This is a genomic window from Namhaeicola litoreus (assembly GCF_042679565.1).
GTDB classification, from domain to species: Bacteria; Bacteroidota; Bacteroidia; order Flavobacteriales; family Flavobacteriaceae; genus Namhaeicola; species Namhaeicola litoreus.
The window spans coordinates 211,952-225,031 of the sequence record NZ_JBHTMY010000004.1; the positions used below are offsets into that span (position 1 = coordinate 211,952).

At 33.7% G+C, this 13,080-nt stretch carries 14 protein-coding genes; 6 read left to right on the top strand and 8 right to left on the bottom strand.

Annotated elements, in window-relative coordinates; all coding sequences use genetic code 11:
• Window positions 1-44: 44 nt before the first annotated feature.
• Window positions 45-1,280 (bottom strand): ABC transporter permease, encoded by a 1,236-nt coding sequence (locus tag ACFQ39_RS14890; RefSeq protein WP_377180417.1) that lies wholly within the window; start codon window positions 1,278-1,280, stop codon window positions 45-47.
• A 17-nt stretch (window positions 1,281-1,297) separates the two neighbouring features.
• Between ACFQ39_RS14890 and ACFQ39_RS14895 the strand changes: the two genes are divergently transcribed.
• The gene (locus tag ACFQ39_RS14895) at window positions 1,298-2,539 is read left to right on the top strand and encodes an exo-beta-N-acetylmuramidase NamZ family protein (protein ID WP_377180419.1); all 1,242 of its coding nucleotides are present in this window, start codon (window positions 1,298-1,300) and stop codon (window positions 2,537-2,539) included.
• A 67-nt stretch (window positions 2,540-2,606) separates the two neighbouring features.
• Here ACFQ39_RS14895 and murB read toward each other — a convergent pair whose 3' ends face one another.
• Both murB and ACFQ39_RS14905 read right to left on the bottom strand, forming a co-directional pair.
• Window positions 2,607-3,617 (bottom strand): UDP-N-acetylmuramate dehydrogenase, encoded by a 1,011-nt coding sequence (gene murB, locus ACFQ39_RS14900; protein WP_377180421.1) that lies wholly within the window; start codon window positions 3,615-3,617, stop codon window positions 2,607-2,609.
• Window positions 3,614-4,804: a pyridoxal phosphate-dependent aminotransferase gene (locus ACFQ39_RS14905; protein WP_377180423.1), complete on the bottom strand. Its 1,191-nt coding sequence runs from the start codon at window positions 4,802-4,804 to the stop codon at window positions 3,614-3,616. Before ACFQ39_RS14905 ends, murB begins: the two co-directional genes overlap by 4 nt.
• A 130-nt stretch (window positions 4,805-4,934) precedes the next feature.
• Between ACFQ39_RS14905 and ACFQ39_RS14910 the strand changes: the two genes are divergently transcribed.
• From ACFQ39_RS14910 to ACFQ39_RS14925, 4 genes are all read left to right on the top strand, one after another.
• On the top strand, window positions 4,935-5,300 hold the full coding sequence (locus ACFQ39_RS14910; protein WP_377180425.1) for a YtxH domain-containing protein: 366 nt from the start codon (window positions 4,935-4,937) through the stop codon (window positions 5,298-5,300).
• 14 nt (window positions 5,301-5,314) lie between these two features.
• Entirely contained in the window at window positions 5,315-5,668 is a 354-nt protein-coding gene (locus ACFQ39_RS14915; RefSeq protein WP_377180427.1) for a phage holin family protein, read from the top strand.
• A 27-nt stretch (window positions 5,669-5,695) separates the two neighbouring features.
• Complete coding sequence (locus ACFQ39_RS14920) at window positions 5,696-6,034, top strand: hypothetical protein (protein ID WP_377180429.1); 339 nt, start codon at window positions 5,696-5,698, stop codon at window positions 6,032-6,034.
• 96 nt (window positions 6,035-6,130) lie between these two features.
• Window positions 6,131-7,459 (top strand): aspartyl protease family protein, encoded by a 1,329-nt coding sequence (locus tag ACFQ39_RS14925; protein WP_377180431.1) that lies wholly within the window; start codon window positions 6,131-6,133, stop codon window positions 7,457-7,459.
• 27 nt (window positions 7,460-7,486) lie between these two features.
• Here ACFQ39_RS14925 and ACFQ39_RS14930 read toward each other — a convergent pair whose 3' ends face one another.
• Window positions 7,487-7,900, bottom strand: a complete 414-nt coding sequence (locus tag ACFQ39_RS14930; protein ID WP_377180433.1) for a DUF1573 domain-containing protein — start codon at window positions 7,898-7,900, stop codon at window positions 7,487-7,489.
• 111 nt (window positions 7,901-8,011) lie between these two features.
• Between ACFQ39_RS14930 and ACFQ39_RS14935 the strand changes: the two genes are divergently transcribed.
• Window positions 8,012-10,642: a valine--tRNA ligase gene (locus tag ACFQ39_RS14935; RefSeq protein WP_377180435.1), complete on the top strand. Its 2,631-nt coding sequence runs from the start codon at window positions 8,012-8,014 to the stop codon at window positions 10,640-10,642.
• Window positions 10,643-10,711: 69 nt separating this feature from the next.
• Here the strand turns inward: ACFQ39_RS14935 and ACFQ39_RS14940 are convergent, their stop codons facing one another.
• The 4 genes from ACFQ39_RS14940 to ACFQ39_RS14955 are packed head-to-tail and all read right to left on the bottom strand — an operon-like array spanning window position 10,712 to window position 13,077.
• The gene (locus tag ACFQ39_RS14940; protein ID WP_377180437.1) at window positions 10,712-11,332 is read right to left on the bottom strand and encodes a YceI family protein; all 621 of its coding nucleotides are present in this window, start codon (window positions 11,330-11,332) and stop codon (window positions 10,712-10,714) included.
• Between the two features lie 6 nt (window positions 11,333-11,338).
• The gene (locus ACFQ39_RS14945; protein ID WP_377180439.1) at window positions 11,339-11,605 is read right to left on the bottom strand and encodes an acyl-CoA-binding protein; all 267 of its coding nucleotides are present in this window, start codon (window positions 11,603-11,605) and stop codon (window positions 11,339-11,341) included.
• Window positions 11,602-12,255 (bottom strand): phosphatidylserine decarboxylase family protein, encoded by a 654-nt coding sequence (locus ACFQ39_RS14950; RefSeq protein WP_377180441.1) that lies wholly within the window; start codon window positions 12,253-12,255, stop codon window positions 11,602-11,604. Before ACFQ39_RS14950 ends, ACFQ39_RS14945 begins: the two co-directional genes overlap by 4 nt.
• Entirely contained in the window at window positions 12,256-13,077 is an 822-nt protein-coding gene (locus tag ACFQ39_RS14955) for a phosphatidate cytidylyltransferase (protein WP_377180443.1), read from the bottom strand.
• Between the last annotated feature and the right edge of the window lie 3 nt (window positions 13,078-13,080).

Consider the following 13,080-nt stretch of genomic DNA (forward strand, 5'->3'; position numbering starts at 1 on the left):
ATTTATTTGATTTGAAATTATTTTTTTGATTTTGCCCTGCAAATTTAATTAAATTTTATGGCTTTCACAGGACTAATTTTGGTGACTATATAAGACGGTATGAGCAGCATCGTCAAACACAATAAGAGAGTGCCTAAATTCAGCAAGAATATTTGTGTTAAATCAATATGGACCGGTGCTTCAGTTACATAATAATTCTCTGCATTCAACTTGATAATTCCGAATGTTTTTTGGGCGTAAATAAGCGCAAGTCCAATTAAATTTCCCCAAAATAATCCCACTCCGATAAGATAAGCCGCGTTGTAAAGAAAAATTTTCCGAATGCTCCAATTAGATTCTCCAAGCGCTTTTAACACGCCTATCATTGGCGATCTTTCTAAAATTAATACGAGAAGTGCCGTAATCATATTGATACCTGCAACCAAAATCATAATAAAAATAATTACAACAATATTGGTATCGAAAAGATCTAACCATTCAAAAATGGCTGGAAATTTTTCAGCAACCGTTGTGGCATTTAAGTTGGGATCTATATTTTGATAAATTTCATTGCCCGTATTATATAAATCATCAAAATCGTATAACAATATTTCAAACCCCCCTACTTCGTCCTCTTTCCATTTATTAATTCTCTGGATATGCTTTATATCTCCAACAATAAATCCTTCATCAATTTCCTGAAATCCGCTATTGAATATGCCTGAAACAAAAAATTTTCTTGTATTTGGAGCTTTATTTGGATCATCTTTTACAAAAAACATGTAAAAATGATCACCCACCTTCAACTTTAATTTATTTGCTGTTGTTGATGATATCAACACATCATTTGATAATTTTTCTGAAAGAACGGGAATATCACCTTCGACTAAGTAATCCTTAAAAAATGTCCAGTCATGGTCACTATCTACTCCTTTTAAAATCACCCCTTCAAAATTCTCTTCGGTTCTAATAATACCGGCACTTGTTGCAAAGGGTTGAACTTTTTTTACATTGGGAACTTTTTCAAAATTTGGATAAAAATCCTGGTTTTTTTTAACTGGATTTAAGGTGATGTTTGAGTTGTTGGCGTCGTAAAAAGTTACTTGCACGTCTCCATTAAAACCTGAAATTTTTTCTTTGATTTTTTTTTGCAAACCAATTCCAGTAGCAATAGATAATATCATTACAACAATACCTATAGCAATTGCTACAATCGCGATTTTTATAATAGGAGAGGATACACTACTTTTGTGCCCTTTTGAGGCAATAATTCTCTTGGCAATAAATAATTCGTAGTTCAATTTAAAGCGTTCACAAAATGAAATTCAAAAGTACATATTTAATTTTAGTGAAAACCTTCAGTTTTTTTCTTTTTGGTCTAATCATTCTAAGTTGTAAAAGTCCGGCAAAATCAGATGACATAGCCCTGGATGGCATAAGCAAAGATAAAATTGAATTAAAGGAGATTGTGGTAGGGGCGAATAGAACAGAAAGATATTTACCCTTATTAAAAGGTAAAAAAGTGGGGGTAGTAGCAAATCAAACTTCCGTTGTTTTTAGACCTGACGGAACCTATTCTCATGTAGTAGATACCTTACTTTCCAGCGGAATTGAAGTAGTAAAAGTTTTTGCACCTGAACACGGTTTTAGAGGGGAAGCCGATGCGGGAGAACATGTTGCAAATGATGTTGATTTAAAAACCGGTTTACCTATTTTTTCTTTGTTTGGGAAAAACAAAAAACCTTCGCAATCTTCCTTAGAAGGAATTGATATAGTTTTATTTGATATTCAAGATGTCGGTGTTCGGTTTTACACCTATATATCTACTTTGACTTATGTAATGGAGGCTTGCGCAGAAAAGGGAATTGCTGTAGTTGTTTTGGATAGGCCAAATCCAAATGCGCATTATATAGATGGTCCAACATTAGAGTTAGAGCATAGATCGTTTGTTGGTATGCATCCCATTCCGCTAGTCTATGGAATGACCATGGCTGAATATGCTAAAATGGTAAATGGAGAAAAGTGGTTGGATAATGAAATTCAATGCAAACTGGATGTTGTAGAAATGCTTAATTATACCTATCAAAATAATTATTCTTTGCCTTTGAGACCCTCACCAAATTTACCTAATGATCAGTCGATTAATTTATATCCAAGTTTGGGCTTTTTTGAAGGAACTATCATTAACGCAGGTCGCGGAACAGATTTTCAATTTCAGCGCTATGGCGCTCCATTTTTTCCGAAATCAGAGTTTTCATATAGGCCAAAACCTAATTTCGGATCTAAGCATCCTAAGTTTGAAAATGAATCATGTTATGGTGTAGATTTAAGTAAGGTGGAAAAATTAAATTTTGTCAACATTTCTTATCTTATTGATGCATATCAAAAAACGCCTAAAAAAGACGAGTTTTTTGGCGACTCATTTACCATTCATGCAGGCACAGAAAAATTGAGAGAACAAATAGAAGCTGGATTGAGTGCTGAAGAGATCAGAAAATCATGGCAAAAGGACATAGAAAAATTTAAGTTAATTAGAAATAAGTATTTAATTTATAAATAGTTGAGTAATTTATTTTGCCTTCCAACCAATTGAGATTTCAAAATGAATGAAGATAAGGATGTGAAATTTATATAATATTTACCTCCATCTCCAAATCAATCTCAAAATTTTCTTTAACTTGTGTTTGAATTAATTTCGCAAGGTCAAGCACTTCAATACCAGTTGCTTTTCCATAATTTATAAGAACTAGAGCTTGTTTTTCATGTACACCCGTGTTACCAAATCTTTTACCTTTAAAACCACATTGTTCAATTAACCAACCGGCAGGAATTTTAACTTCATTTTCGGAGAGAATATAGTGTGGTATAACTTCATATTTTGATTGAAGCTTTTGCAAATGAGCAATAGAAACCACAGGATTTTTAAAAAAGCTACCGCTGTTACCAATGTCTTTTGGATCGGGAAGTTTTGATTGTCGAATAGAAATAACGGCCTCGGAAACATCTTTAATACTCGGGTTTGCTATACCTTTTCTAGACAACTCATCTTTAATGGCTCCGTAATCTGTTTTTATGTGGTGATTTTGTTTTGTGAGTTTAAAAGTAACATTAAGAATGATATATTGATTCTTGCCTTCATTCTTAAAAAACGACTCTCTATACCCAAAATTACAGTCGGTTTTAGAAAATGATTCAATTTGATTTGTTGGAATGTGCAGCGCCTGCAGAGAATGAAATACATCTTTTAATTCAACCCCATAGGCTCCAATATTTTGCATGGGCGCTGTACCTACATTTCCTGGAATCAAAGATAAATTTTCAACTCCGCCGAAACCATTTTCGATGCACCACAAAACAAATTCATGCCAGTTTTCACCGGCTTCCACCTGTATGTAGGCAAAATCATTATCGGAGTTTTTTAGTACTTTTTTACCTTTAGTTTCAATTTTTAATATCGGCTTTTCTATGTTTTTTGTTAACAGGATATTGCTTCCGCCACCGAGAATGAAAAAATCTTTTTCTTTGTTTATAAAACTTTGAATTTCAGTAATTTCTTCTAATTCGATAAATTGGTGGGCAATAACATCGATGCCAAAAGTGTTGTAAAGTTTAAGAGATATGTTTTCTTTTTTAATCAAGCTTGGTACTTTTTTAAGGCGAGACCAATGAGTTCAACAGCGCGTACAAGACTTTCTCTATTCAAAACATAAGCAATTCGAATTTGATTTTTTCCTGAACCCGGAGTCGAATAGAATCCGCTTGCCGGAGCTACCATTACCGTTTCTCCCTTGTCTTCAAATTTTTCTAACATCCATTGGGCAAAGTGATCTGCATCCTTTACTGGTAATTCTACGATACAATAAAACGCACCTTTAGGAACTGAAACTTTAACATTAGGAATTTTCTTCAATTCTTGGATCAGTGTATTTCTTCTTTTTAAATATTCTTCATTGACTTCGATGAAATAAGTATCGGTGGTTTCTAATGCGGCTTCACTTGCTATCAGGGCATAAGTTGGAGGACTTAATCTGGCCTGAGCAAATTTAAGCGTAGTTTGAATAAGGTCTTTATTCTTAGAAACAATACAACCAATTCGCGCACCACACATGCTATATCTTTTCGAGACAGAATCAATAATTACAGCATTATTCTCCAGGCCTTCAACCGTCATAATAGAATTGTGTTTCACTCCATCATAAACAAATTCCCTGTAAACTTCATCAGAAATTAAGAAAATATCGTGTTTTAATACCAAAGTTTTTAGCTGGTTTATTTCTTCCTCACTGTATAAGTAGCCGGTGGGATTTCCCGGATTACAAATCAAAATAGCTTTTGTTTTTGGTGTAATTAGCTTTTCAAAATCTTCTATTGGAGGTAATGCAAAATCATCATTGATTGAAGAAATAATTGGAATTACTTTTATCCCATTCGCGGTAGAAAAACCGTTGTAATTGGCGTAAAAGGGTTCAGGTATAATCACTTCATCACCAGCGTCGCAGATGCTTCCCAATGTAAATAGTAGCGCTTCCGATCCACCTGTTGTTACTATAATATCTTGAGCAGAAACAGAAATATTATGTTTTTTGTAATAACTGGTCAATTTTTCTCTATAGGTCTCAGAACCTTCGCTTCTGGCATATTCGAGCACTTTAATGTCAGCGTTTTTTACTGCATTAAGTGCAACTTCAGGGGTTTTAATATCAGGTTGTCCTATGTTGAGGTGATAAACTTTTGTTCCGTTTTTTTTAGCTTGTTCCGCATAAGGAACCAATTTTCTAATCGGTGATTCGGGCATGTTTTTACCCTTACTCGAAATTTTAGGCATAACAAATATTTTGAAGCACAAATTTGCGAAATATTATCAATTCTTTTAGACATAATTTAAATTATTATATGACCATTTTAGAATCCATAAATTTTACCGTATCTTTACGTTATTAACCAAATTCAAATTTATGTCTAACGAATCTAATTTTATAGCAGGCTTGGTAATTGGAGCCGTAGCTGGTGCTGTAGCCGGTTTATTGGCTGCTCCATATTCAGGTAAAGAAACCCGCGAAATAATTGCCAGTAAAGCTGGTGATGTAGGTAGTGATCTCGAAAAACAATACAAGAAAATTTCCAAGAAAATAAGTAGTCTTGAGAAAGATTCTGTTGATGACTTTAAAGAGAAATTCTATGACGTTAAAGGAGCTTTAAAAGAGAAATATGCTCACGTAGCTTCAAGCGTAAAAGATCTGGAAAAAGAGTTGTCAAAGAAAATAGAAGATCTTCAAAAACAAGCTAAGGAACTCGAAAAAGAAGCGTCTAAAGCTGTCTAAACTACTTTATTGTTATGTACGATCTTTTGATGAAATATGTCGACAATAGATTGCAATTATTAAAATTGGAGCTTACCGGAGCCTCAGCCAATGTGGCTGCGAGTTTGGTTAGCTCCATTGTATTGCTAGTGATAGGGATGATTATTGTGGTGATGCTGAGTTTTGCACTTGGCTTTTACCTTGGGGATTTGGTAAATAGCAATGCTGGAGGTTTTGCAATTGTTGGAGGGATTTATGCCCTTTTTTTGATAATTTATATGATGGTCAGTAAAGATACAATTGACAGAAAAATTAAAGATGCCGTTGTAAAGGCTATATATGATAGTGTAGATGAATCTGAGGGTTCAACTGATTACGAAGAGTTATAAACACTTTAATCTTCAAAGATTTTTATTTTGGGAAATTCTATTAAAATCAATTCTTTTGAAGAATTGAGGAATGAAAAACAAAGGTTAAAAAACGAAATTCGTGCGCAGGAGCAAAGCTTTCGTAATAATCCGATTATGAAAATATCAAACAGTTTGATTGGTGGATTTAAATCGAAAAGTGATAATCCTTTTAAACACCCTTTATCTTTTAATAAAGACGTTAATTTAAAGTTTGGCGCCGAAGGAATTTTAAGCACGCTTTTATTAGCGAGTAAATCAACCCGTAAATACTTTATTGCCTATACTGTTGCTAAAGAAATGATTCCTTTTACGATAATGAAAATTCAAGATTTTCTCAAAAAATAGATAATCATCTTTCTTAATTTTAAGCTAAATATTTCTTAAATCATTGACTTTTATAAGTTTAATTTATAACTTAGAGAGATTGATTAAGATAATATTGTGTCAAAAAGACTGTTTTTCGGATTATTCTTCTTCTTGTTGTTTATACTAAATATGCAGGCCCAAGACAGATTTTTGTTGTCTGAATATAAACAAAAGCAATCTCTTTCTTTTAAATTGATCAATAACATTGTGGTAATCCCACTCGAGATAAATGGTAAGGAACTTTCTTTTATTCTAGATACGGGTGTAGATAAAACCATACTTTTTAATCTTCAGCTCAATGATTCAATTGAGCTACACAATATAGAACAAATCAAACTTTATGGACTTGGAGAAGGGGAAGCACTTGATGCCCTGCGCTCTACAAAAAATAGGGTAACCATAGGCAATATCAAAAATATTGACCATATGGTTTATGTGGTGCTGGATGAAACCTTTGATCTTTCTGCTAAAATGGGAGAAAACATTAATGGAATAATTGGAGGCGAATTGTTTGAAGATTTTATTGTAGATATCAATTACAGGACAAAAAAAATCACTTTTTATGATCCAATTTCTTATAAATCGAACAATTTATGTTCGAAGTGTGAAATTATCCCGTTAGAATTTATAAAGAATAAACCCTATGTCAATTTAAAAATAAAGGATCATAAGGAGACCGTTAAACAAGTGAAGTTATTAATAGATTCAGGAGGAAGTGATGCTTTGTGGTTATTTGCCAATGATGAAAAAGACATCAGTGTTCCTGATAATTATTTTAAAGATTTTTTAGGTAAAGGGCTCAGTGGAAATATTTATGGTAAACGAAGTAGAATTAAAGAATTAATCATCGGCGATTATATTATAGAAAACCCGTCAACATCTTTTCCAGATTCATCCTCTGTTTTTACAGCTATGCAAAATGAGCAAAGAAATGGTACTTTAGGGGCAGAAGTATTACGTAGGTTTAGAGTGATTTTTGATTATTCAAACCAACAGTTATCCATTAGACCAAATAAAGGTTTTTCAGATCCATTTTTGTATAACAAAAGTGGCATGGAGCTGGTTCATGGGGGAGATGTATTGGTAAAAGAGAGTAAGGCACAGTTTATTGGTCCTGAAAACATAAAAAACCAAAGTTCATTCTCAGAAATAAGTTATGCTTTTGGTTTGAGCTTTAAGCCCTCTTACCAAATTTCATATTTAAGGCCTGAATCTCCGGCTTTGGAAGCAGGATTACAAGTTGGTGATATTATCCTGGAAATAAACGGAAAACCTGCGTACGACCAAAAGTTGCATGAAATTATCTTAACACTTTCAAAACAAGAAGGTCAGAAAATTAATGTATTGGTCGACCGTGGCGGCAGACAAATAAAATACAAATTCAAATTAAAAGGAATGCTATAAAAAAAAAGCTCCTTATGGAGCTTTTTTTTAACCGTTTACTTCTTCAGCAAGAACACGTCCTTTAATATTCAAGACTTTCGTACTTTCAAAGGCATTAGAAGTGATTGTAACTGATTTTGAGAAAGGACCTACTCTATTTGTATCGTACTTCACTTTAATCTCACCAGTTTCACCGGGCATAATTGGTTTTTCTGGTTTTGTTGGAACAGTACAACCGCAACTCCCTTTTACACTTGAAATAATTAGAGGTGATTTTCCTGTATTTTTAAAAACAAAAACTCTGTCTCCATCACTATTTTTGGCAATATCGCCATAGTCTATGACTTCATTTTCAAATTCAAAAATTGGTCCGGTAAAATCTTTTTTAATTTCTTCTTTCGTTTGGGCATTTAAGTTAAGTCCCAAAAATCCAATAAATAATGCAAAAACTAATTTTTTCATTTACTTAAATTTTAAGGTTCAAAGGTAATATTTTAAACAAAATACTAACTAAAATAAAGCTAAAATATTGCTTAAAGTTGTAATTTTGCAAACGTTTTCAAAATATAAAATATGTCTGTTTCGAGCAAATATGATCCCAAAATTGTGGAAGAAAAATGGTATCAATACTGGATGGAAAATGAGTATTTTTTCTCTGTTCCGGATGAAAGAAAGGCATATACCATTGTTATTCCTCCGCCAAATGTTACCGGAGTTTTGCATATGGGTCATATGTTGAACAACACGATTCAAGATGTTTTGATTAGAAGAGCGAGAATGCTCGGTTTTAATGCTTGTTGGGTGCCCGGTACAGACCACGCTTCCATCGCAACCGAAGCAAAGGTCGTCGCAAAATTAAATGAAGAAGGGATAAAGAAATCGGACTTAACCAGGGATGAATTTCTAGAACATGCATGGGATTGGACGCATAAGCACGGGGGGATTATTCTGGAACAGCTTAAGAAATTAGGTGCTTCTTGCGATTGGCATCGGACAAAATTTACCATGGATCCGGATCTGTCAGAATCTGTGATTGATGTTTTTATAGATCTATATAATAAAGATTTGATTTACAGAGGTTACCGTATGGTAAATTGGGATCCGCAGGCGAAAACTACGCTGTCTGATGAAGAAGTTATTTATACAGAGAAACAAGGGAAACTTTACTATGTAAAATATAAGATTGAAGACAGTGAAGAATTTGTAACGATTGCGACGACCAGGCCTGAAACAATTTTGGGAGATACAGCTTTGTGTATAAATCCAAATGACTCAAGATTTTTACATTTAAAAGGAAGACAGGTTATCGTTCCAATTTCGAATAGGGTAGTACCTATTATTTTTGATGATTACGTGGATATGGAATTCGGTACTGGTTGCTTAAAAATTACACCGGCACATGATCCAAATGACAAGATTATTGGTGAAAAGCATCAATTAGAAGTAATTGATATTTTTAATGATGATGCAACACTAAATGAATTTGGTTTACATTTCAAAGGCAAGGACAGATTTGTGGTACGTGAAGAAATTGTGAAGGAATTAGAAAGTTTAGGCCATATTGAAAAGATCCAAGACTATACAAATAAAGTAGGTACATCTGAAAGAACAGGAGCTGTTATCGAACCCAAAGTTTCGATCCAATGGTTCTTAAAAATGAAAGAACTGGCTGAACCGGCTCTAAAAGCTGTCATGGAAGACGATGTGCTTCTGGTTCCACAAAAATTTAAGAATACATACCGTCATTGGATGGAAAATGTTCGAGATTGGAATATTTCGAGACAGCTTTGGTGGGGTCATCGAATTCCAGCTTTTTATTACGGAGACGGACAAGAGGATTTTGTTGTGGCAAAAACAGCAGATGAGGCGATTAAAAAAGTCGAAGAAAGGACTGGAAAAAAATATGAAATCAATGATCTTAGGCAGGAAGAAGATGCTCTAGATACGTGGTTTTCGTCTTGGTTGTGGCCTATATCTGTTTTTGATGGAATTAGAAATCCTGATAATAAAGAGATCAATTATTATTATCCAACACAAGATTTAGTAACAGCTCCAGAGATTTTGTTTTTTTGGGTAGCGAGAATGATCATCGCGGGATATGAATACAGAAATGAAAAGCCCTTTTCAAAAGTTTATTTAACGGGAATTGTTCGGGACAAACTAGGTAGAAAAATGTCTAAGTCCTTAGGAAATTCACCAGACCCAATTCAACTGATGGGAAAATATGGCGCAGATGGGGTGAGGGTTGGAATGCTATTAACGTCACCAGCCGGAAATGATTTACCTTTTGACGAAGAATTATGCGAACAGGGAAGAAATTTTGCAAATAAAATTTGGAATGCTTTTAGGTTGGTGCAAGGATGGGAGGTGAGCAATGAATTGCCACAACCAAAATATGCGGAGAAAGCAAATAAATGGTTCCAGGTAAAGTTAGCTGTAACTTTAGCAAGTTTAGAAAAAAGTTATCAGGATTATCGTATCTCGGAGGCATTAATGACCACTTATAAATTTATCTGGGATGATTTTAGCGCATGGTATTTGGAAATCGTGAAGCCCGATTATCAAAAACCCATAGATGCCACTACCTTGAATCAAACACTTCGTAATTTCGAAAGTATCTTAAAAATCCTTCATCCATTTATGCCATTTATCACTGAAGAAATATGGCAAACCATTGAGGAAAGAACGAAAGAAAATGCGTTAATAGTTAGTTCTTGGCCTCAAGTAGAAGAGCAAGAAAATACCTTGGTAGAAGATTTTGAATTTATGCAGAATGTTGTTTCTGGTATTAGGTCTGTAAGAAAAGACAAGAGTATCGCTCAGAAAGAAAGCTTAGAGGTGAGTATAGTAAATTCTGAATCTCAAACCAACTATTTTGATGAGGTCTTAGTGAGATTGGCAAATCTTTCCAGATTGGAATATATTCAAGATAAATTGGAAGGAGCCATTTCTTTTCGAGTTAAAAGTAATGAATACTTCATTCCGCTTTCGGCTCATTTAGATGTTGATGTTGAAATTGAAAAATTGAATAAAGAACTGGATTACACACGTGGATTTTTATTATCTGTTCAAAAGAAATTAAAAAACGAACGATTCATGGCAGGAGCACCTGAACAGGTAGTAAAGAATGAAAGGAATAAAGAAGCTGATGCGCTAGCCAAGATAAAGGTGTTAGAGGAAAGTATAGAAAACTTAAAAAGTTAATTTAGAAAGCACATAGCAAAAAAAAAGCGAGTGTAAATCACTCGCTTTTTTTATATATAAAACTTTAATTTAAGGTTGTAATTTGGTAGAAACTTTCACCAAAACATCAACTGTATTCCATGTTTTGCTCACACCATCAGCGCCTTTATGCAATTCGTAACAAGCTTCATTTAAAGCAGTTAAAGCCATTTGAGCCTGCCAATTATCCAAGTCTAAATTAGCGTTAATTTCTACATCATTCCCATTTGTGGTGAAAGTAACCGGAACTGTTTTTTCGACACCATTCATCGTAATGGTTGCTTCGCCTGTTCCATCTTCCTTTAATGAGGTTTTACCCGTAATATTAGAAGTTCCCATCAAATTTCCAAAGAAGAACTTTTTTAGTTTACCATCTCTTATGGTATCCTTCGTAAAGATACTTTCAATAGGGATACTAAATTCCACATTTCCCGCAACTGCCTGAGGGTTTTTACCGCTTGGGATATTGATCAATTCAATTTTGGTAAAGGTTCCTTTTACAGGTACTTTTTCTGTTGTCTTATAGGCTGTCCATTCCAAGTTAATGCTATCAGAAGATAGGATATAGCTGCTTATTTTTTCTTCAATTACTTCTTCTTTATTCGCTTTTTTACATGAAAAAGAAGTGAAAAGTACGCCTACTAGTAGTATGTAAATAATTTTTTTTCTCATTTTGATTTATAGTTTTATATGATTGTATTTTTCGACAAGCTGAATGTACTTCTCTTTTGCCTCATCAGGACTCAAGTGATTCACTTGAAACCAGGCATTTAATTTGAATGCATTTCTAACTTCGTCTTCTCCTGATGGAGAATAAAAAGGAGTGTCAACGGTGGCTTGTTTATAATAAGCGTAAAATTGGAGCATCACATCCGGAGGTAATTTTTCCGTCATGCCAGAAGCAATTTCAAAAGCTTTTTTAAATTTTTGATCTAAATCTTTCATTCAACCGAAGCAATAACTGTTTTACCTCCTTTTGCTTTTTGATTTAAGGTTACGTGAACTTTCATATCCAAGGGAATAAAAACGTCTATTCGCGATCCAAATTTTATAAAACCAGCATCTTGGCCTTGGATAACCTCTTGTTTTACTTTTGCATAATTTACAATTCTTCTCGCTACTGCTCCCGCAATTTGTCTGTAAAGAATTGGTCCAACAGTTTTATTCTCAACCACAATGGTAGTTCGCTCGTTTTCTTCAGATGATTTTGGATGCCAAGCAACCAGATACTTTCCTGCGTGATATTTGCTAAAAAGTACTTCTCCGCTAATTGGGTAACGTGTTACATGAACATTTAATGGCGACATAAAAATTGAAATCTGCCTTCTTTTGTCTTTAAAAAACTCATTTTCAGTAACTTCTTCAATCACCACAACTTTGCCGTCTACGGGTGCTATAATTTCTTTGTCATTCAAAACAGTTACTCGTTTCGGATTTCTAAAAAAATTAAGGATTAACAAATAAAGTACCAAAAAGCCAATCATTAATATTTTTTGCAACCACCAAATCGTGATAAAATGGTCGACAATTAACATCATCGATACCAGAATCAACGATGCAATTAATATGATCTTATAACCTTCTTTGTGAAACATTTATGCAGTTAAATATAAATAAACAAATATAAATGGTGTTGCAAAGATAATACTATCCAATCGATCTAAAAAACCACCATGGCCAGGGATTAGGTTACTACTATCTTTTACGCCGGCTTGTCTTTTAAACATAGACTCAATCAAATCGCCTAAAACGCCAAATACACTCACTATAATAGCAATAGCTAGCCATTGATAAGAAAGGAGTGAATCGCAATAAAGGCTAATAAAATACCCCGTTATGTAGGTGAAAATAAATCCCCCAATAAATCCTTCAACTGTTTTATTTGGAGAAACTCGTTCAATTAATTTATGCTTTCCAAAGTTTTTTCCAATTAAATAGGCAAACACATCATTACTCCAAATAAGTGCAAAAATACCTAAAACCACATATGGATCATAAGTGCTGGTAGAATTAATGAATGGAATTTTTACAAATAAGGAAAACGGAATAATAATATAAATGAGAACCAGGAAAATTTTTCCTAAATATTGTATCGCTATTTTACGTGATGAAATTAAGGCAGAAATAAAAGTAAAAAATAAAGCAAAACCAAAAAGTGCTACAAGTATTTTATGGATTAGATCTTGGTTGTTTAATACTTTTTCTTCATTTGTTATAATTGCCGCTGAAAAAAATGTTATCGCCAACACAACTGGATAACCACTTTGAAGATCTATCAATTTTGAAAACTCATAGATACATAACAGCATGAAAATCAAAAATAATGGGTACAAAAAAAGATGTCCGCCTAAAGTACCTCCAATAACTAATAGGGCATATAGTAAACCGAAAATAATGCGTAGGGTAAAGTTGTTCATGGC

Excerpts from the sequence above, each read along its gene's own strand:
- ACFQ39_RS14895 (WP_377180419.1), top strand. The coding sequence starts at position 1,298 with ATGAAATTCAAAAGTACATATTTAATTTTAGTGAAAACCTTCAGTTTT.
- ACFQ39_RS14905 (WP_377180423.1), bottom strand. The coding sequence starts at position 4,804 with ATGCCTAAAATTTCGAGTAAGGGTAAAAACATGCCCGAATCACCGATT.
- ACFQ39_RS14910 (WP_377180425.1), top strand. The coding sequence starts at position 4,935 with ATGTCTAACGAATCTAATTTTATAGCAGGCTTGGTAATTGGAGCCGTA.
- ACFQ39_RS14915 (WP_377180427.1), top strand. The coding sequence starts at position 5,315 with ATGTACGATCTTTTGATGAAATATGTCGACAATAGATTGCAATTATTA.
- ACFQ39_RS14930 (WP_377180433.1), bottom strand. The coding sequence starts at position 7,900 with ATGAAAAAATTAGTTTTTGCATTATTTATTGGATTTTTGGGACTTAAC.
- ACFQ39_RS14935 (WP_377180435.1), top strand. The coding sequence starts at position 8,012 with ATGTCTGTTTCGAGCAAATATGATCCCAAAATTGTGGAAGAAAAATGG.
- ACFQ39_RS14940 (WP_377180437.1), bottom strand. The coding sequence starts at position 11,332 with ATGAGAAAAAAAATTATTTACATACTACTAGTAGGCGTACTTTTCACT.
- ACFQ39_RS14945 (WP_377180439.1), bottom strand. The coding sequence starts at position 11,605 with ATGAAAGATTTAGATCAAAAATTTAAAAAAGCTTTTGAAATTGCTTCT.
- ACFQ39_RS14950 (WP_377180441.1), bottom strand. The coding sequence starts at position 12,255 with ATGTTTCACAAAGAAGGTTATAAGATCATATTAATTGCATCGTTGATT.
- ACFQ39_RS14955 (WP_377180443.1), bottom strand. The coding sequence starts at position 13,077 with ATGAACAACTTTACCCTACGCATTATTTTCGGTTTACTATATGCCCTA.